The 19,054-nt window shown below is 69.0% G+C and carries 15 protein-coding genes and 1 pseudogene; all 16 read left to right on the top strand.

All coding sequences use genetic code 11. The features are described 5' to 3' along the window. Positions 1-166: 166 nt before the first annotated feature. The 16 genes and pseudogenes from NSQ78_RS10665 (at position 167) to NSQ78_RS10590 (ending at position 18,898) form a co-directional block, all read left to right on the top strand. A complete protein-coding gene (locus NSQ78_RS10665) occupies positions 167-2,299 on the top strand; it encodes a bifunctional diguanylate cyclase/phosphodiesterase (protein ID WP_308306446.1) in 2,133 nt (710 codons plus the stop codon). A gap of 206 nt (positions 2,300-2,505) precedes the next feature. Further along, on the top strand, positions 2,506-3,636 hold the full coding sequence (flhB, locus tag NSQ78_RS10660) for a flagellar biosynthesis protein FlhB (protein ID WP_049404619.1): 1,131 nt from the start codon (positions 2,506-2,508) through the stop codon (positions 3,634-3,636). Positions 3,637-3,680: 44 nt separating this feature from the next. Further along, a complete protein-coding gene (gene flhA, locus NSQ78_RS10655) occupies positions 3,681-5,741 on the top strand; it encodes a flagellar biosynthesis protein FlhA (protein ID WP_176422005.1) in 2,061 nt (686 codons plus the stop codon). Positions 5,742-5,886: 145 nt separating this feature from the next. Further along, positions 5,887-7,503 (top strand): flagellar biosynthesis protein FlhF, encoded by a 1,617-nt coding sequence (gene flhF, locus NSQ78_RS10650; RefSeq protein ID WP_057494248.1) that lies wholly within the window; start codon positions 5,887-5,889, stop codon positions 7,501-7,503. Next, complete coding sequence (locus NSQ78_RS10645; protein WP_064238463.1) at positions 7,490-8,377, top strand: P-loop NTPase; 888 nt, start codon at positions 7,490-7,492, stop codon at positions 8,375-8,377. The genes flhF and NSQ78_RS10645 overlap by 14 nt, the downstream gene beginning before the upstream one ends. Further along, a complete protein-coding gene (locus tag NSQ78_RS10640) occupies positions 8,374-9,117 on the top strand; it encodes an RNA polymerase sigma factor FliA (RefSeq protein WP_049465789.1) in 744 nt (247 codons plus the stop codon). The genes NSQ78_RS10645 and NSQ78_RS10640 overlap by 4 nt, the downstream gene beginning before the upstream one ends. 57 nt (positions 9,118-9,174) lie before the next feature. Continuing rightward, the gene (gene cheY, locus NSQ78_RS10635; protein ID WP_005413247.1) at positions 9,175-9,567 is read left to right on the top strand and encodes a chemotaxis response regulator CheY; all 393 of its coding nucleotides are present in this window, start codon (positions 9,175-9,177) and stop codon (positions 9,565-9,567) included. Beyond that, positions 9,567-10,172: a protein phosphatase CheZ gene (locus NSQ78_RS10630; protein WP_049465790.1), complete on the top strand. Its 606-nt coding sequence runs from the start codon at positions 9,567-9,569 to the stop codon at positions 10,170-10,172. The genes cheY and NSQ78_RS10630 overlap by 1 nt, the downstream gene beginning before the upstream one ends. Before the next feature lie 2 nt (positions 10,173-10,174). Beyond that, positions 10,175-12,004, top strand: coding sequence for a chemotaxis protein CheA (locus NSQ78_RS10625; protein ID WP_339208581.1), 1,830 nt, complete (start codon positions 10,175-10,177; stop codon positions 12,002-12,004). A 101-nt stretch (positions 12,005-12,105) separates the two neighbouring features. Beyond that, positions 12,106-12,846: a flagellar motor protein gene (locus NSQ78_RS10620; protein WP_005409527.1), complete on the top strand. Its 741-nt coding sequence runs from the start codon at positions 12,106-12,108 to the stop codon at positions 12,844-12,846. Between the two features lies 1 nt (position 12,847). Then, a pseudogene (motD, locus tag NSQ78_RS10615) lies at positions 12,848-13,693 on the top strand (flagellar motor protein MotD); the annotation flags it as partial. Positions 13,694-13,868: 175 nt separating this feature from the next. Beyond that, positions 13,869-14,651, top strand: coding sequence for a ParA family protein (locus NSQ78_RS10610; protein ID WP_049466530.1), 783 nt, complete (start codon positions 13,869-13,871; stop codon positions 14,649-14,651). Further along, a complete protein-coding gene (locus NSQ78_RS10605) occupies positions 14,648-15,913 on the top strand; it encodes a chemotaxis protein CheW (RefSeq protein ID WP_064238459.1) in 1,266 nt (421 codons plus the stop codon). The genes NSQ78_RS10610 and NSQ78_RS10605 overlap by 4 nt, the downstream gene beginning before the upstream one ends. Positions 15,914-16,196: 283 nt before the next feature. After that, positions 16,197-16,505 (top strand): STAS domain-containing protein, encoded by a 309-nt coding sequence (locus NSQ78_RS10600; RefSeq protein WP_057494251.1) that lies wholly within the window; start codon positions 16,197-16,199, stop codon positions 16,503-16,505. Next, positions 16,502-16,867, top strand: a complete 366-nt coding sequence (locus NSQ78_RS10595; RefSeq protein WP_005409521.1) for a response regulator — start codon at positions 16,502-16,504, stop codon at positions 16,865-16,867. The genes NSQ78_RS10600 and NSQ78_RS10595 overlap by 4 nt, the downstream gene beginning before the upstream one ends. 45 nt (positions 16,868-16,912) lie before the next feature. Then, entirely contained in the window at positions 16,913-18,898 is a 1,986-nt protein-coding gene (locus NSQ78_RS10590; RefSeq protein ID WP_064238457.1) for a chemotaxis protein CheA, read from the top strand. Positions 18,899-19,054: the final 156 nt, after the last annotated feature.

Genomic DNA, 19,054 nt, shown 5'->3' with positions numbered 1-19,054 from the left:
CCGGTCATCACGAATTGCCGCTTGAAGTCCCCCCCGGTCTGCGCGTTAGAGTGAATGCGCGGCAACCAGGGGGATGCCGCACCTGGCCGGCGCCCGTCCGCGTCGGCCTGCCTCATGCATGCCCCACCGTAGTTTCCGTCGACAGGCAGGTCCGGGAGACTGACGAATGCTGGTAGGCACGTACAACCCGTGGCTGGTGGCGATCTCACTGCTGGTTGCCGTGATGGCGTCGTACACGGCGCTGGCGATGGCCGGACGCACGGTCACCGCCCCCGGCAAGGGCGCGGCCTGGTGGTGGCGCCTGGGCGGCGGCTTTGCCATGGGCCTGGGCATCTGGTCGATGCACTTCATCGGCATGCTGGCCTTTGACCTGCCCATTCCACTGGGCTACGACCTGCCCATCACCCTGCTCTCGCTGGCGCTGGCGATCGCCTCGTCGGTGTTCGCACTGTGGCTGGTTTCGCTGCGCACCCTGCCCCATCCGCGATTGGCCGGTGGTGCCCTGCTGATGGGCACCGGCATTGCCGGCATGCACTACGTCGGCATGGCAGCGATGCGCATGCAGCCGGGAATCGACTACGACCCGGGCTGGCTGCTGCTTTCCCTGGTGGTGGCGGTGGCCGCGTCGTGGACCGCGCTGTACGTGGCGTTCCGCCTGCGCGCGCAGCGCACCCGCGTCGGTGACCGGTTGGCAGCCGCCGGCCTGCTCGGCCTGGCCATCGTCGGCATGCACTACACCGGCATGGCCGCCGCGCGTTTCCCGGAAGGCAGCATCTGCGGCGCGGCGGTCGGCGATGGCCTGCAGAGCGAGTGGCTGGCGATGCTGGTGGTGGTGCTGACGGTCGCGATCCTGGCGGTAGTGCTGGTGGTTTCATGGCTGGACCAGCGGGTGGAGGCGCAGCTGCTGCGGCTTCGCAACTCGATGCTGAGCACCTCGTTGACCGATGCCCAGCAGGAACTGACCCAGGCCGCGCTGCACGATCCGCTGACCCGCCTGCCCAACCGCCTGCTGCTGCAGCGGCGCATCGTGCAGGCGCTGGCCGAAGCCGAACAGGGCGGCAACCGCTTTGCGGTGATGTTCATGGACCTGGATGGCTTCAAGCAGGTCAACGATGCCTATGGCCATCAGGCCGGCGACGCGCTGCTGGTGGCGGTGGCCGAGCGTACCCGGCAGCTGCTGCGGCCCAACGACATGCTGGCCCGCCTGGGCGGCGACGAGTTCGTGCTGGTGGTGCGCATCGAGCACGACGAAGACCTGCCGACCCTGGCCCGGCGCATCCTGCAGGCGGTGGGCAGCGGTCCGCTGCTGCAGGACAACGAACTGCAGGTGACCGCCAGCATCGGCGTGGCGATCTGCCCGGACCACGCCGCCAGCGAGCGCCAGTTGATGGCCTTCGCCGACGCGGCGATGTACCAGGCCAAGGAGTCCGGTCGCAACGCCTTCGTGCTCTTCGCTGACTGGATGAACGACAGTGCCGAACAGCAGTTCCGGCTGCTGGCCGACCTGCGCCGGGCCATTGGCAGCGAGCAGTTGTTCCTGCACTACCAGCCCAAGATCCGCGTGGCCACGCAGAAGGTGGCGGGTGCCGAGGCGCTGATCCGCTGGAAGCACCCGGAGCATGGGCTGATTCCGCCGGACCGTTTCATCCGGCTGGCCGAGCGCAGCGGCGCGATCAACGAGATCGGCCGCTGGGCGCTGGACCACGCCTGCCGCCAGCTGCGCCACTGGCACGATGCCGGCCACGAAGGCTGGTCGATATCGGTGAACCTGTCGCCAGTGCAGTTCGGCTCGCCCCACCTGCTGCGCGACGTGCGCGAAGTGATCGAGCGCCATCGCATTCCCGCGCGCCACCTGGTGCTGGAGATCACCGAAAGCACGGTGATGCGCGACACCGACACCAGCCTGCGCCTGCTGCAGGCGCTGTCGACGCTGGGCGTGGGCATCTCCATCGATGATTTCGGGACCGGCTATTCCAGCCTGCTGTACCTGAAGCGGCTGCCGGCCACCGAGATCAAGATCGACCACGCCTTCGTGCGCGACCTGGAACACAGTGCCGAGGACGTGGTGATCGTCTCGGCGATCGTGGCGCTGGGCCACGCGCTGGACATGGACATCGTGGCCGAGGGCGTGGAGACCGCCGCGCAGCGCGCCTACCTGGAGCGCCTGGGCTGCGACTTCCTGCAGGGCTACCTGCTCGGCCGCCCGGTCGACGCGGCGCGCTTCATGCAGCTGCACGACCTGCCGCGGCCGCGGGTGGAACTGGCGCAGAGCCCACCGCCGCAATACCCGCCCGGCTGACACCGGGCCACGCGCGCCCGCCATCACGGAACGATTCCTGCGGCACTCTCCTGTAGAGCCGAGCTCATGCCCGGCTGTGCTTCGCGCCTGGCCCCAACCGTAGCCGAGCGTGGGCTCGGCTCTACAGAACGGGCCGTCGGTAGATCCACGCCATGCGTGGAACGGTTCTTGCACGCACCCCGGCATCCCCTGCCGCAGTGCCCGTGATGTCCGAGAACGAATCCGCCGGCGAAAAGACCGAACAACCTACCGAAAAACGCCTGCGCGATGCCCGTGAACAGGGCAACCTGCCGCGCTCGCGCGAACTCGGCACCGCCGCCGTGTTCGGCGCCGGCGTGCTGGCGGTGATGGCCATGAGCGGCTCGATCGGCCGTGGCGCCAGTGCGTGGATGAAGCAGGCGCTCAGCCCGGAACAGAGCCTGCGGCAGAACCCCAAGGAACTGTTCGGCCACTTCGGCGACCTGCTGCTGCAGTTCATGCTGGTGATCGCACCGCTGGTGCTGGTCTGCCTGCTGGCCAGCTTCGTTGCCCCGCTGGTGATGGGCGGCCTGCGCTGGTCGCAGAAGGCGTTGCTGCCCGACATCAACCGCATGAACCCGATGAGCGGGCTCAAGCGCCTGTATGGCCCCGAGGCGATTGCCGAGTTCACCAAATCGCTGCTGCGCGTGGCCTTCGTCGGCGTCGCCGCCGGGCTGGTGGTCTGGACCGGTTTCGACACCCTGCGCGGGCTGATCCACCACCCGCTGGAGACGGCCATCACCGACGGGCTCGGCTTCACCCTGCGCCTGCTGCTGGCCACCGCCGGCGCGATGCTGGTGCTGGCCGCCATCGATGCGCCGTACCAGCGCTGGAACTGGATGCGCAAGCTGAAGATGACCCGTGAAGAGCTGCGCCGGGAAATGAAGGAGAGCGAGGGCAGCCCCGAGGTGAAGGGCCGCATCCGCCAGCTGCAGCAGCAGATGGCCAACCGCCGGATGATGGAAGCGGTACCCACGGCTGACGTGGTGGTGGTCAACCCCACCCACTACGCGGTGGCCCTGAAGTACGAGGGCGGCGCCATGAACGCCCCCACCGTGGTCGCGCTGGGCGTGGACGAGACCGCCCTGCGCATCCGTGAGGTGGCCGACGGCAACAAGGTGGCGATCGTCTCTGCCCCGCCTTTGGCACGCGCCTTGTATCGGGAAGGCCAACTCGGAAAGGAAATCCCCGTGAGACTGTATTCGGCCGTCGCCCAGGTCCTGTCCTACGTCTACCAGCTGCGCGCCTGGCGCACTGGCCCGATGCCGGACGCCCCGCACATCCAGGTGGATGAATTCGGCAAGGGAGGCCGCCCGTGAGCGCCCAGCCCTCCGCCGGCTTCAACACCCGCCGCGCCCTGGAAATGATCCGCCAGGGCCTGGGCGCGCCGCTGATCGTGCTGGCCCTGCTGGCCATGGTCGTGGTGCCGCTGGCCGCGCCGGTGCTCGATGCGCTGTTCACCTTCAACATCGCCATCTCGCTGATGGTGCTGCTGGCGGTGGTCTACGTGAAGCGCCCGCTGGACTTCACCATCTTCCCGATCGTGCTGCTGATCACCACCATGCTGCGGCTGGCACTGAACGTGGCCTCCACCCGCGTGATCCTGCTGAACGGCCAGAACGGCCACGACGCCGCGGGCAAGGTCATCGCCGCCTTCGGTGAATTCGTGATCGGCGGCAACTACGCGGTCGGCATCGTGGTGTTCGCGATCCTGACCATCATCAACTTCGTGGTGATCACCAAGGGCGCCGGCCGTGTCTCGGAAGTGACCGCGCGCTTCATCCTGGACGCGATGCCCGGCAAGCAGATGGCGATCGACGCCGACCTCAACGCCGGTTTGCTGACGCGTGAAGAAGCCAAGCTGCGCCGCGAGGAAGTCCGCGAGGAAGCCGACTTCTACGGTGCGATGGACGGCGCCAGCAAATTCATCCGCGGCGACGCCATCGCCGGCATCCTGATCCTGTTCATCAACATGCTCGGCGGCCTGGCCGTGGGCGTGCTGCAGCATGGCATGCCGTTCGGCGAGGCCGCTGCGACCTATACCCTGCTGTCGATCGGTGACGGCCTGGTGGCGCAGCTGCCGGCCCTGCTGGTCTCCAGCGCGGTGGCGATGCTGGTCACCCGCGCCTCGCGCTCGCAGGACATGGCCCAGGCCATGACCGGACAGGTGTTCGGCCAGTACCGCGCGCTGGCGATCACCGCCGGCATCATCGGCCTGGTCGGCCTGGTGCCGGGCATGCCCAACGTCGCTTTCCTGACGCTGGCCTCGATCCTCGGCTTCATCGCCTGGAAGCTGTATCGCAAGACCAAGGCACCGGCCGCCGATGCGACAGGCAGTGGCACCGATGCCGCCGCGCTCACTGCGCTCGGGCGCCCGGCCACCGCCGCCCCCACTGCCGAGCTGAGCTGGGACGAACTGCGACCGGTCGATCCGCTGGGCCTGGAGGTCGGCTACCGGCTGATTCCGCTGGTGGACAGCAACCAGGGCGGCGAACTGATGGCGCGCATCAAGGGGGTGCGCCGCAAGCTCACCCAGGATGTCGGCTTCCTGATTCCATCGGTGCACATCCGCGACAACCTGGAACTGCCCGCCAACGGCTACCGGGTGCTGGTGCACGGCGTGCCGGTGGCCACCGCCGAAATCCACCCGGACCGCGAGCTGGCACTGGATCCGGGCAGCGCGCTGGGCACCCTGGAGGGCATCGCCGGCAAGGACCCCGCGTTCGGCCTCGATGCCACCTGGATCCAGCCGCACCAGCGCGCCCAGGCCGAAACGCTGGGCTACACCGTGGTCGATCCGGCCACCGTGGTCGCGACCCACCTCTCGCACCTGATCCGCGAGCACGCGCCGGAACTGCTCGGCCACGAGGAAGTGCAGCACCTTCTGGCCAACCTGGCCAAGAGCGCACCCAAGCTCGTCGAAGATCTGACGCCCAAGGCGCTGCCGCTGTCGGCGGTGGTGCGCGTGCTGCAGAACCTGCTGGTCGAGCGCATTCCGATCCGCCAGCTGCGCAAGATCGCCGAAGCGCTGGTCGAACACGCGCCCAGCAGCCAGGACCCGGCCGTGCTGACCGCTGCCGTGCGCACCGCACTGGGCCGCTTCATCGTGCAGGAGATCGCCGGAATGTCGGCGGAGCTGCCGGTGTTCACCCTCAACCCGCAATTGGAACGTGTCTTGCAGGAGTCCACGCAGGGCAACGGCGCCGCGCTGGAACCCGGACTCGCTGAGCGACTGCACCAGAGCCTGGCCGAATGTGTCAGCAAGCAGGAAGCCCGCAACGAGCCCGCGGTCGTGCTGGTACCTGGCCCGGTGCGCGCCGCGCTGGCCCGCCTGGTCCGCCACAGCGTTCCGTCGCTGTCGGTCCTGGCCTACAGCGAGGTGCCGGAAGACAAGCGCCTGAAGCTGGTCGGAACGATCAGCTGACGCCGGGCTCCGACGCGCCAGAAAACAGACACCACTTTCGAACCAACGCAACAGACCGATACCAAGGGGAACCCGCACCGTGCAGACCACCGATCACCCGAGTTCCCCGACCGCCACCCCGCCGTCTTCGCCTCGTGACCACAGCATGAAAATCAAACGATTCGTCGCCGCCGACATGCGTTCGGCCATGAACCTGGTGCGCAAGGAACACGGTCCTGACGCCGTGATCCTGTCCAACCGCCGGATCGAGGAAGGCATCGAGATCGTCGCCGCCGCCAACTATGACGAGAGCGCCGTGCAGCGTGCACTGGAAGCCTCGCGCCGTGACGTCGCACCGCCGCCGGCAGCCAAGCCGCGCACCGCCGCCGACGCGGTGATCGCCGCCGTCACCCGCCGCCGCAGCGCCACCCCGGCGCCGGAACCGGTCGCCGCCACCACCTCGGCGGTGGCCGCCCTTGCCCGCGCCGCCGTCGGTGCCACCGGCCGCACGCTGGACAGCGCCGACGAGATCGTGCCGACCCGTGGCAGCACCGGCTTTGCCGCCACCCTGGCGCGTGCCACCGTCAACGAACCGGCACTGCCGGAGCAGATCTTCGCGCCGTTCGCCGAAGCCATCGTCGCACCGGCCGCGGCTGTGCCGGCCAACCGCGCCCGCTTCCCGATCGATCCGCCGCACGAGGCGCATCACGAAAGCGTGGCGCCGGCGGTGCAGCCGCCGCCGCTGCCGACCGCTGCCGTCGCCGACGCGCAGCCGGCCAGCGCCGCCACCGAACCGGCATTGGCCGATGCCATCGTCGAAGCCGCGCCGGCGCCCACCCTGGCCCCGGCCCCGGTGCTGACGGTGGTCGCCCAGGACGACGCCGAGATCCGCCAGCTGCGCCAGGAAGTGGCCGGCATGCGCCAGGTGATCGAGCGCGAGATGAACCGCTTCACCGACGAGCGCCTGCGCGGCTGCCCGGTGCGCGCCACCGCGCTGGACCTGATGGACGAGTACGGCTTCGACGCCGGCCTGGCCCGCGACGTGGCCATGCAGATTCCGCTGGAAACCGAAGCCCACCGCGGCCGCGGCCTGATGCTGGGGCTGATCTCGCGCAAGCTGCCGATCGCCCCGGTCGACCCGCTGGAAGAAGGCGGCGTGATCGCCCTTGTGGGCCCGACCGGCGCCGGCAAGACCACCACCATCGCCAAGCTGGCCTCGCGCTTCGCCGAGAAGCATGCGCCGCGTGACGTGGCCCTGGTCACCACCGACACCACCCGCATCGGCGCCCGCGAGCAGCTGTATGGCTACGGCCGCCAGCTCGGTATCGCCGTGCACGAGGCCAACAGCGGCACCGACCTGGACCAGCTGCTGGAACGCCTGAAGGACTACAAGCTGGTGCTGATCGACACCGCCGGCCTGGGCCCGCGCGACCGCGCGCTGGCCGCCCAGCTGCAGTGGCTGCGCGCCGCGCGCCAGGTCCGCACCCTGCTGGTGCTGCCGGCCAACACCAGCTTCGGCGACATGGACGAGGTGGTCCGCCGCTTCGGTGCCGCCAACCTGCAGGGCCTGGTGCTGAGCAAGCTGGACGAGACCGGCCGCTTCGGCAACGCCCTGTCGGTGGCCGTGGACCACGCCCTGCCGATCACCTGGGTGACCGATGGGCAGGACGTTCCGGAGGACCTGCACCGGGCCAGTGCAGCCAATCTTGTACTTCGCCTTGAAGATTTGCGCCGAGCGGCCGATATGCCCTGCAACCCGGAGTTGAACCATGCCGTCGCGTGAGTACGCCAAGCTGACCAAGACCTTCCCGCTGTCGGCCACCCGCAGCGAGCCGCTCGGCCCTGTGCGCACCCTTGCCGTGACCGGCGGCAAGGGCGGCGTGGGCAAGACCAACGTGTCGGCCAACCTGGCCGTGGCGCTGGCCGGCATGGGCAAGCGCACGCTGCTGCTGGACGCCGACCTCGGCCTGGCCAACATCGACGTGATCCTGGGCTTGAACCCCACCTTTACGCTGGCCGACCTGGTCGCCGGCCGCTGCTCGCTGGACGACGTCATCGTCGAAGGCCCGAACGGCGTGCTGGTGGTGCCGGCCGCGTCCGGCCGCCGGCACATGGCCGAGCTGGCCCCCGCCGAGCACGTCGGCCTGGTCAATGTGTTCTCCGAACTGGAACGCGAGCTGGACATCATGGTGGTGGACACCGCCGCCGGCATCACCGACGGCGTGCTGACCTTCTGCCAGGCCGCGCAGGACACCGTGGTGGTGGTCTGTGACGAGCCGGCGTCCATCACCGACGCCTACGCGCTGATCAAGGTGCTGTCGCGCGAACGGGGCGTGGACCGCGTCCAGGTGGTGGCCAACATGGTCCGCGACCCCAACGAGGGCCGCGTGCTGTACGAAAAGCTGACCCGCGTCTGCGAGAAGTTCCTGGCCGACGTCTCGCTGAACTACCTGGGCTGCGTGCCGCAGGATGACTGGCTGCGCCTGTCGGTGCAGCGCCAGCAACCGGTGGTGAAGGCCTATCCGTCCAGCCCGTCGGCGCTGGCGATCACCGAGATCGCACGCCGTACCGCGCGCTGGCAGGCGCCGACCGAACCGCGCGGTGGCGTCGAGTTCTTCCTCGAACGCATCCTCAAGCAGCGTGGGGTGGCAGCATGAAAGGCGCAGCCCAGTACAGGGAAGTCCAGCGCTCGGCGGCCAACGATGTCATCGCCCAGCATTCGGACCTGGTGCGGCGCATCGCCCACCACCTGGCCGCGCGCCTGCCCGCCAGCGTCGAGGTGGACGACCTGATCCAGGCCGGCATGATGGGCCTGATCGAAGCCTCGCGCAGTTACGACGCCGACCAGGGCGCCTCGTTCGAGACCTACGCCTCGATCCGCATCCGCGGCTCGATGATCGACGAGATCCGCCGTGGCGACTGGGTGCCGCGCTCGGTGCACCGGCGCGCACGCGATGCGGCCGCCACCATCCGCCGCCTGGAACAGAGCAGCGGTCGCGCCGCCAGCGCCACCGAAGTCGCCGCCGCGATGGAGATGCCGCTGCCCGAGTACCTGCGCCTGATGGAAGACGCCGCGCGCGGCCAGGTGTTGAGCCTGGAATCGCGCATCGAAGACCAGGGCGAGCTGGACACCGTCGCCCAGGGCGGCCCGACCCCGCAACAGGTGCTGGAGCGTGGCGAGTTCGGTCGCGAGCTGGGCAAGGCCATCGGCCACCTGCCCGAGCGCGAACAGCTGGTGCTCTCGCTCTACTACGAGCAGGAACTGAACCTGAAGGAGATCGGCGCGGTGCTCGGCGTGAGCGAATCGCGGGTCTGCCAGATCCACGGCCAGGCCGTGCTGCGCCTGCGTGGACGGCTGAAGATTTTCGAGGCGGCGGACGCCGGCCTGGAAGAGTGAACATGCCCGAGGCGGCTGCCCCCGGCCGCCCGGAATGAACAACAAAGGAACTCTGCTTTGAACAAGAACATGCGCATCCTGATCGTCGACGACTTCTCGACCATGCGTCGGATCGTCAAGAACCTGCTGGGCGATCTTGGCTTCACCAACACCGCCGAAGCCGAGGACGGGCATGCCGCGCTGTCGCTGCTGCAGAGCCAGCCGTTCGATTTCGTGGTCACCGACTGGAACATGCCGGTGATGACCGGCATCGAACTGCTCAAGGCGATCCGCGCCGACGCCAAGCTGAAGACCCTGCCGGTGCTGATGGTCACCGCCGAAGCCAAGCGCGAGCAGATCATCGAAGCGGCCCAGAACGGCGTGAACGGCTACATCATCAAGCCGTTCACCGCGCAGACGCTGGAAGAAAAGCTCGGCAAGATCTTCGAACGCCTGGCGGCCAGCGCCTGATGGATACCACGGTCGACAGGAACGCCCTCGCCCTGCGCCTGCAGGAAGCCCTGGACGCGCTGGAGTCCGGCGATGAAGCCGCGTGGCGTCAACGCATCGACGGGCTGGTCGCGCTGCGCACGCAGCCGATGATGAGCGGCCTCTCGCGGCTGGCCCGCGAGCTCGGGCAGGCCCTGGGCGAACTGCCGACCGTGCCCAGCGAGGCCGGCGAACTGGACGATGCCTGCGCACGCCTGGACCATGTGGTGGCGATGACCGAACAGGCCACGCACCGCACCCTGGACCTGGCCGAGGAATGCCGCAGCCTGACCGAGCAGCTGCGCGCCGAAGGCCTGCAGCCGGGCCAGGACGCGCAGCTCGAGCGCATCCGCCACAACCTGACCGAGATCGCCCTGACCCAGAGCTACCAGGACCTGACCGGGCAGATCATCCGTCGCGTGGTCGGCATCGTCCGCCGCGTGCACGAAGGCTTCGGCGCGCTCGGCCTGCCGCCGGAACAGCATCGCACCGACCCGGAACTGGCCGGGCCGGCACTGAAGGGACTGGACCGCCACGCGGTCTCGCAGAACGACGCCGACGACCTGTTGTCGGATCTGGGGCTGTAAGCATGAGCGCGGTATCCGACGACATCACTGCCGATTTCATCATCGAGGCACAGGAGATCCTGGATCGCCTCGGCGAACAGCTGGTGTCGCTGGAGCAGGCACCGCAGGACGGCGAACAGCTGAACGCGGTGTTCCGCGGCTACCACACGCTCAAGGGTGGCGCCGGCTTCCTTGGCGTCACCGCGATGGTCGAGCTGTGCCACGCTGCTGAGGAAGCGCTGGGCGCCGCGCGCGCCGGCCAGGCCGTATTGCAGGCGCACCACTTCGACGCCGCGCAGCAATCGCTGGACTACCTGCAGTCGATGCTGGACGCCGTGTCGTCCGGCACCGAACCGGGCTATGCACCGCCGGACCTGATCGCCCAGTTCGATGTGCACGGTGGCACCGCGGCGGCGCCTGTCGCCGCCGCTCCGGCAGCCGGTAGCAGTGACCTGATCACCGACGACGAATTCGAAGCCCTGCTTGACCAGCTGCACGGCGGCAACGCCCCGACCGCGGTCGCACCGGCCAAGAAGACCGACGACGGCCTGATCAGCGAAGACGAATTCGAGGCCCTGCTCGACCAGCTGCACGGTGGCGCCGCACCCGGCGCCAGGCCTGCCGCTGCGGTAGCCGGCGCCGCTCGCTGCCCCACGCCCGGCGGCCGCACCGGCGCGCCGGCGCCCAAGCCGGCCGCCAAGCCGCTGGCCGAGGCGGAACATACCGTGCGCGTGGACACCAAGCGCCTGGATGCGATCGTCAATCTGATCGGCGAACTGGTGCTGTCGCGCAACCGGCTCAAGACCCTGCGTGCCCGCCTGCGCGACGAGGAGCTGGACCGCGCCGTGTCCACCCTGGACATCGCCACCGCGCGCCTGCAGTCGGCGGTGATGCGCACCCGCATGCAGCCGGTGGGCAAGGTGTTCTCGCGCTTTCCCAAGGTCGCCCGCGATGTCGCCCGCTCGCTGAAGAAGGAAGTGGACCTGGAGTTGATCGGCGCCGAGACCGAACTCGACCGCAACCTGGTCGAGGCCCTGGCCGACCCGCTGGTGCACCTGGTCCGCAACGCCATCGACCATGGCGTGGAAATGCCCGACCTGCGCGAAGCACAGGGCAAGCCGCGGATGGGCCACGTGCGGCTGTCGGCGCAGCAGGAAGGTGACTACGTCAGCATCGAGGTGCAGGACGATGGCGCCGGCATTGATCCGGAAAAGCTGCGTGCGAAGGCGCGCGAGAAGGGCCTGATCGATCCCGAAGCCGCCGCCCGCCTGAGCAGCGAGGAGTGCCTGCACCTGGTGTTCCTGCCGGGCTTTTCGACCAAGCAGCAGGTCACGGACATCTCCGGCCGTGGCGTCGGCATGGACGTGGTGCAGTCGCGCATCCGCGAACTCAGCGGGCAGATCCAGATCCAGTCGGAACTGGGCCGTGGCAGCCGCTTCCTGATCCGCGTGCCGCTCACGCTGGCGATCCTGCCGACGCTGCTGGTGCAGGCCGGCGAAGACGTCTATGCGTTGCCGCTGGCCCGCGTGATGGAAGTGCTGCACGCGCCTGGCACGTCGCTGGGCTGGTTCGATGGCCGCGCCGTGCTCGACCGCCGTTCGCACACCCTGCCGCTGGTCGATCTCCGCCAGTGGCTGGATGTGACGCCCGCCACGTCGACCCTGCTGACCATCGTCGTGCTGCAGGCCGGTGAAGCGCGCTTCGGCCTGGTCGTGGACCAGGTCCGCGGGCGCGAGGAAGTGGTCATCAAGCCACTGCCGAAGGCCCTGCGCGGCCTGCGCGGTTACGCCGGTGCAACCTTGATCGGCGATGGTCGCATGGCGCTGATCCTGGATGTGGACGGCCTGCGCTGACGCTCGCCGGGCCAGTCCCGGTGCCCCGAAAACTGTGACTACCGTCGTTACGCGATCTACCGGTGTCTCAAGTCCCATTCATACAAGCCGATACCGGATCCATGGATAGACTCAGCCTCATTGGACTCTTTCTCGCCCTGGCCTCGCTGGTCGGCGGCAGCATCCTCAAGGGCGCCGGCCTGGCGTCCCTGTGGTCGCCTGCGGCGTTCGTGATCGTCATCGTCGGCACCGTTGCCGCGATCCTGCTGCACACCTCGCCGGCGGTGTTCAAGCATGCGTTCAAGATCGTGCGCTGGGTCGTTCGCCCCCCGCACAGCGACCGCCGCGAGCTGATCCAGCAGATCGTCGAGTGGAGCAACATCGCCCGCCGCCAGGGCCTGCTGGGCCTGGAATCGCAGGTGGAAGCGCAGCAGGACCCGTTCCTGCGCAAGGGCCTGCAGCTGCTGGTGGACGGCGTCGAGCCCGAATCGATGCGGCACATGCTGGAGATCGAACTGGGCAGCCAGGAACACCAGGACCAGGCCGGCGCCAAGGTGTTCGAGGCGATGGGCATCTACGCCCCCACCCTTGGCATCATCGGCGCCGTGCTCGGCCTGATCGCGGTGATGAAGAACCTGGCTGACCCGAGCAAGCTCGGCCACGGCATCGCCGCCGCGTTCACCGCAACGATCTACGGCATCGCCTCGGCCAACCTGCTGTTCCTGCCGATCGCTGCCAAGCTCAAGAGCGTGATCTCGCACAACACGCGCGACCGCGAGATGGTCATCGAAGGCCTGATCTCGATCGCCCAGGGCGAGAACCCGCGCAACATCGAAACCAACCTCTCCGGCTTCCTGCACTGACATGGCCCGCCGCAAGCACCACGAAGAGCACGCCAACCACGAAGCATGGGCGATCCCCTATGCCGACCTGATGACGCTGCTGCTCGCCTTCTTCGTGGTCATGTACGCGATCTCCTCGGTGAACGAGGGCAAGTACCGGATCATGGCCGACGCGCTGACCGATGCCTTCGGCGGTGCGCCGCGCACGATCAATCCGGTGCAGGTGGGCAACAAGCAGGTGCAGGGCGGCGGCTGGGACAGCCCGTCGGTGATCAAGTCCGGCACCAAGATCGGCCCATCGGCGCCGGCGCCCTCGCACGACCCGACGCTGCTGCCGTCGATGGCCTCGCAGATGCGCATGCCGGTGTCGGTGCACAACCAAGAGCAGATCGCCCGTGCCGAGCGCCAGCTCAACACGATCGCCGATCGCCTCACCGCCGCGCTGGCGCCGCTGATCGACCGCGGCATGATCAGCGTGCGCCGTACCGAACTGTGGATCGAAGTCGAGATCAACAGCGACATCCTGTTCCCCACCGGTTCGGCCGCGCTGGACGTGCACGCGCGGCAGACCCTGTCCAGCCTCGCCGACGTGCTGCGCGATGTTCCCAACAGCGTGCGCGTGGAAGGCCACACCGACAACGTGCCGATCGCCACCGCCACCTTCCCGTCCAACTGGGAGCTGTCGGCCGGACGCGCCGCCAGCGTGGTGCACCTGTTCGCCGACCAGGGCGTGCAGCCCTCGCGGCTGGCCATGGTCGGCTACGGCCAGTTCCGGCCCCGCGAAGAGAACGACAGCGCGCAGGGCCGCAACCGCAACCGCCGGGTGATGGTCATCATCCTGGCCGACACCTCGCATTCGGTGGACCCGCTCGGCCAGCGCCTGAACGCCGCCACTGGCGCCACCGGCAGCACCGACACCGAACAGGCCGCCGCAACTCCGGCCAGCACCCCCACCTCCCCCATCGCACCGGTGAAGTTGCCGCCGGTGCCGGCTGGCAGCCGCGTCGGCGCCGCCGTTCCCCCGGCAATGAAGGAGTAATCCGATGCGCATCTGGGCAGTCGCCAACCAGAAGGGCGGAGTCGGCAAGACCACCACCACCCTCGCCCTCGGCCGCGGACTGGCCGCCCTCGGCCATCGCGTGCTGCTGATCGACCTCGATCCACATGCCTCGCTCAGCCGCGCCTTCGGCGTGCCGGTGGACCCGCCGCCGGCCGGCGTGCTGGAACTGTTCGGCACGCCGCCGGCGGACCTGTCCGGCCTGTGCCATGCCAGCAACATCCAGGGCCTGGACTACGTCTGCGCGCAATCGGCGCTGGCCACGCTGGAGCGCCGCAGCGCCAACCAGCCCGGCCTCGGCCTGGCGCTGCAGAACGCGCTGGCCCGCCACCAGGGGCAGCACGACTACATTCTGCTGGACTGCGCACCTACCCTCGGCCTGCTGATGATCAATGCCCTGGCCGCTGCCGACCGCCTGGTCATCCCGACCCAGGCCGAGCCGCTGGCCCTGCACGGCCTGGATGGCATGGTCCGCACCGGCGAGATGGTCGAGCGTTCGCGCCGCCGCCCGCTGCCGATCTCGATCCTGCCGACCCTGTTCGACCGCCGCACCCGCGCCGGCAACGAGTCGCTGCGCACCATGCAGGACCGCCATGGCAACCGGGTGTGGGAAGACGCGATTCCGATCGACACCCGCATCAGCAATGCCGCCGGCCTGACCCTGCCGAGCGTCGGCGAGGACTATCCGGGCCGCGGCCTGGCCGCCTACCGCCGCGCATTGAACTGGATCCTCGGCGAGGATGCCCGCGCCCTGGAGCAGGCCGCATGAACAGCACCGGCGTCCTCGACGACTACCTGGACGAGCTGCTGGGCGAGGCGATCGCCCCGGCTGCCGTTCCCCTCCCCGCGCCGATCAGCACCGCCCCGGCCGCGGCCACCGAAGCCGCCGCCGAACGCGAACCCACCTGGGATGACCTGCCGGCCGAGGTGATCTACGAAACCGAAACCGAGAGCGTTGCCGCTGTCCCTGCCGTGGACAATGCCGCACTGGAAGCCGCTTTCGATGCCGCGTCCGCGCCCGTCAGCGTGATCGATGCCGAACGCGAACCCACGTGGGACGACCTGCCCGCTGAAGTGGTCTACGAAACGGATGCCGTCGTCGCGGCCCCGGCCGAGGATGAGGCTGCACTGGAGGCCGCCTTCGAGGCCGCCGCCGCGCCGGCGAGCGCTGCGGCCAGCGAACGCGAGCCGACCTGGGACGACCTGCCGGCCGACGTCCTCCACGAAACCGCGCCTGCCCCCGCCGTCGCTGTGCAGGCCGGCCCGGAACCCACCTGGGACGATCTGCCGGACGAAGTGATCTACGAGACCGATCCCGCAGACAGCCATCGCCTCGCCCACACCGACAGCCCCGGGCTGCAGGCCGCGTTCGAGGCCGCTGCCGAAGGCGAGGACGTCCCCGTGCCCGCCCCGGCCGTGATCGCAGCACCGGTGTCGGCACCTGCCGCACGTCCCGCGCCGCCCCCGGTGGCACGGGCGGCCGCCGCACCACCACCGCGCGTGGCCATGGACGCGCCCACGGGCAACCGCCCCAGCACCTGGCAGGAACTGCAGGCGCAGGCGCACCAGCCAGCCCACAGCCCGCATCCACAGAACCGCCGCGCCGGCGAACGCACCTCGCGCTGGCTGCGCCTGCGCTGCGGCACCCAGGCCTACGCGCTGGAACTACTGAAGGTCCAGGAGGTCGTGCTGCCGGTGCCACTGCTGCCGTTGCGTGGCACCGCGCCGGCCATGCTCGGCATCATGAACCTGCGCGGCCAGGTCGTGCCGGTGATGGACCTCGGCCTGCACCTGGGCGCCGCGGCGGCAGAAGACGACGCCCAGACCCGCATCGTCGTGCTGGAGGAGGACGGCGAGACCATCGGCCTGCGCGTGTCTGCGGTGGAGGATGTCGCCAACCTCACCGATTCGCAGATCGAGCCGCCCGACACCGCGCGCATCTGCCAGATCTCCAACGACCTGTTCCGCGGCGTCGCCCGCGTCAGCCAACGGCCGATGATCCTGCTTGACGCCACCCGCCTGTTGAGCTGAGCAGAAAAAGGGACGGAGGGGATTAAGTCGCAAGTGGCTCGGCGCTTTGCGCCGAAGCGGTGCCTGTCGGGGACGCAAGGAGTTGATCCGTTGGATCAACACCTTACGTCCCCACTGCGCGGTCGCCGCTGCCGAGGGGGCTGCGGTAGAGCCAGGTCGCTTGCGACTTAATCCCCTCCGTCCCCTTTTCAACAGCGACCGCATCGACGCCCCGCGTCGATTCCGCTAAAGAACCCTGCCGGGGTGCCGTTATGGATCACGGAACCGTTTGTCCGGAGCAACGATGAGCACTGTCGAACTGGGTGGGGATCTCGGCATCGAGAGCACCGCCGAGCTCAAGAACCGCCTTGCCCCACTGCTGGAGCAGGCAGGCGAGCTGACCCTGGATGCCAGCCAGGTCGCACGCATCCACACCGCCGCCGTGCAGGTGCTGTGTGCATTCGTGCAGGCCCGCCGCGAGGCAGGCCTGGGCACCGGCTTCCACGGTTGCACCGCAACCTTCCGTGACGCCGCGCGCCTGCTGGGCGTCACCCAGGCCCTGGGCCTGGACGTAACCCATGACAACCTGAAATCTGTGGAGAACGCTGCATGAGCGCACGTATCTTGGTGGTGGACGATTCGGCGTCGATGCGCCAGATGGTGTCCTTCGCCCTCACCTCGGCCGGTTTTGCCGTCGAAGAAGCCGAAGACGGCGCGGTCGCGCTCGGTCGCGCCAAGGGCCAGCGCTTCAATGCGGTGGTCACCGACGTCAACATGCCGAACATGGACGGCATCGCGCTGATCCGCGAACTGCGCCAGCTGCCGGACTACAAGTTCACCCCGCTGCTGATGCTGACCACCGAATCGGCTGCCGACAAGAAGTCCGAAGGCAAGGCCGCCGGCGCCACGGGCTGGCTGGTCAAGCCGTTCAATCCCGAACAGCTGGTCGCCACCGTGCAGAAAGTGCTGGGCTGATCGCCTCGCACCGTTCCCCCTCTTCGCTTCCGGACCACCACTGCCATGAGCATGGACCTGCAACGCTTCCACGCCACCTTCTTCGAGGAGAGCCGCGAAGGCCTCGACGCGATGGAGGCTGGCCTGCTGGCCCTGGAATCGGGGCAGCAGGACGCGGAGATCATCAATTCGGTGTTCCGCGCCGCCCACTCGATCAAGGGCGGCGCCGGCACCTTCGGCTTCGATGCCATCGCCGGACTGACCCACGTGCTGGAGACGCTGCTCGATGAGCTGCGCGCCGGCAAGCGGGCACTGGAAGGCCATGCCGTTGACGCGATGCTGTCCTCGGTGGACGTGCTGCGTGCCCTGCTGCGCGAGGCCGAACATGGCCAGGCCGCCGATCCGGCCGCCGTTTCCGCAGTGAAGGCGCGCCTGGAGGCAGTGCTGTCCGGCCAAGCCGCAGCAAGCACCCCGGCGCCGGCCGCCAAGGTGGACGATACGCCGGAAGCCTGGCAGATCGGCTTCACTCCGGCGCCGTCGCTGTTCATGAGCGGCAACGACCCGCTGCGCATCATCCGCGAGCTGGAACACCTCGGCTCGCTGCAGGTCGCCGCGCGCATGGAGCGCCTGCCCGGCTTCGCCCAGCTCGACCCGCTCGAAGCCCACCTGGCGTGGGACCTCGGCCTGGTCGGCAAGGTGCCGCGCAGCAAGATCGAAGACACCTTCGCGTGGGTGCTGGACGACTGCGAGCTGGACATCCGTCCGGCTGCGCCGCCGAGCCTGGCCACCCAGGCTCCTGCCGCCACCCCTGCGCCGGCAGCGGCCGCCGCGCCTCCCGCTGCGGCCGCGCCTGCTGCCAGCGGTGGCAGCAGCCAGGAAGCGGAGACCTCGATCCGGGTCAGCGTCGACAAGGTCGATGCGCTGATCAACCTGGTCGGCGAGCTGGTCATCACCCAGGCCATGCTCAAGCAGGTCTCGCATGCGCTGGACCCGGTCCACGCCGAGAGCCTGTTCGCCGGCCTGGACCAGCTTGAACGCAACACCCGCGACCTGCAGGAAGCGGTGATCGGCGTGCGCATGCTGCCGGTCGATGCGGTGTTCCGCCGCTTCCCGCGCCTGGTCCGCGACCTGTCCAGCCGCCTCGGCAAGCAGGTGCGCCTGCGCACCGTCGGCGAAGGCACCGAACTGGACAAGGGACTGATCGAGAAGATCGCCGATCCGCTGGTGCACCTGGTGCGCAACTCGATCGACCACGGCCTGGAAATGCCCGACGTGCGTCGCGGTGCGGGCAAGGACGAGACCGGCACGATCACGCTGGCAGCCTCGCACCAGGGCGGCCACATCGTCATCGAGGTCAGCGACGATGGCCGCGGCCTGGACCGCGCCAAGATCCTGGCCAAGGCCACCGAGCGCGGCCTGGCCGTGCCGGACAACCCGACCGATTCGCAGGTCTGGGACCTGATCTTCCAGCCCGGCTTCTCCACCGCCGATGCGGTCACCGACCTCTCCGGGCGTGGCGTCGGCATGGACGTGGTCCGTCGCAACATCCAGGCACTGGGCGGCGAAGTCCAGATCGAAAGCAGCCTCGGCGCCGGCACCCGCACGCTGATCCGCCTGCCACTGACCCTGGCCATCCTCGACGGCATGACCGTGGCAGTGGCCGGCGAAACCCTGATCCTGCCGCTGGCCTACGTGCTGGAAGCCCTGCAGCCGCAGGCCGAGGACATCCGCAGCATGGCCGGCGAAGGCCGCGTGCTGCGGGTCCGTGGCGAGTACCTGCCGATCCTGTCGCTGAGCGAGTATTACGGCTACGGCAATCGCGCACCCGGCAGCGAATCGCTGGTGGTGGTGGTCGAAGGCGATGGCCAGAAGATCGCGCTGGAAGTGGACGAGCTGGTCGGCCAGCAGCAGGTGGTGGTGAAGAACATCGAGAACAACTACCGCCGCATCGGCGGGGTGTCCGGCGCCACCATCCTGGGCGACGGCCGCGTCGCACTGATCGTCGACATCGGTGGGTTGGTGCGCTCGCTGCGGGTACCGCAGGCCGCCTGATCTACACAGCAAGCGTGCACTGAACCGCCGCCCCTCGGGCGGCGGTTTTTGTTTGCGCGCCATTCCAGCCGGAGTCAGTTCCCTTTCCAGGGGAGAGGGATCTGACCCCATCCCTTCTGTGAACTCCGTCGACACGATGGTTGCGGCTGCAACCAC

It is taken from the genome of Stenotrophomonas sp. FSL W7-1447, assembly GCF_037966425.1.
Lineage (GTDB): Bacteria > Pseudomonadota > Gammaproteobacteria > Xanthomonadales > Xanthomonadaceae > Stenotrophomonas > Stenotrophomonas pavanii.
The sequence above is the reverse complement of the archived record's forward strand: the minus strand, read 5'-3'. Positions and strand labels throughout refer to the sequence as shown.

Bases quoted from the DNA above. Each gene is read 5' to 3' on its own strand.
- NSQ78_RS10665 (WP_308306446.1), top strand. From the start codon at position 167: ATGCTGGTAGGCACGTACAACCCGTGGCTGGTGGCGATCTCACTGCTG.
- flhB (WP_049404619.1), top strand. From the start codon at position 2,506: ATGTCCGAGAACGAATCCGCCGGCGAAAAGACCGAACAACCTACCGAA.
- flhA (WP_176422005.1), top strand. From the start codon at position 3,681: ATGATCCGCCAGGGCCTGGGCGCGCCGCTGATCGTGCTGGCCCTGCTG.
- flhF (WP_057494248.1), top strand. From the start codon at position 5,887: ATGAAAATCAAACGATTCGTCGCCGCCGACATGCGTTCGGCCATGAAC.
- NSQ78_RS10645 (WP_064238463.1), top strand. From the start codon at position 7,490: ATGCCGTCGCGTGAGTACGCCAAGCTGACCAAGACCTTCCCGCTGTCG.
- NSQ78_RS10640 (WP_049465789.1), top strand. From the start codon at position 8,374: ATGAAAGGCGCAGCCCAGTACAGGGAAGTCCAGCGCTCGGCGGCCAAC.
- NSQ78_RS10630 (WP_049465790.1), top strand. From the start codon at position 9,567: ATGGATACCACGGTCGACAGGAACGCCCTCGCCCTGCGCCTGCAGGAA.
- NSQ78_RS10625 (WP_339208581.1), top strand. From the start codon at position 10,175: ATGAGCGCGGTATCCGACGACATCACTGCCGATTTCATCATCGAGGCA.
- NSQ78_RS10620 (WP_005409527.1), top strand. From the start codon at position 12,106: ATGGATAGACTCAGCCTCATTGGACTCTTTCTCGCCCTGGCCTCGCTG.
- NSQ78_RS10610 (WP_049466530.1), top strand. From the start codon at position 13,869: ATGCGCATCTGGGCAGTCGCCAACCAGAAGGGCGGAGTCGGCAAGACC.
- NSQ78_RS10605 (WP_064238459.1), top strand. From the start codon at position 14,648: ATGAACAGCACCGGCGTCCTCGACGACTACCTGGACGAGCTGCTGGGC.
- NSQ78_RS10600 (WP_057494251.1), top strand. From the start codon at position 16,197: ATGAGCACTGTCGAACTGGGTGGGGATCTCGGCATCGAGAGCACCGCC.
- NSQ78_RS10595 (WP_005409521.1), top strand. From the start codon at position 16,502: ATGAGCGCACGTATCTTGGTGGTGGACGATTCGGCGTCGATGCGCCAG.
- NSQ78_RS10590 (WP_064238457.1), top strand. From the start codon at position 16,913: ATGAGCATGGACCTGCAACGCTTCCACGCCACCTTCTTCGAGGAGAGC.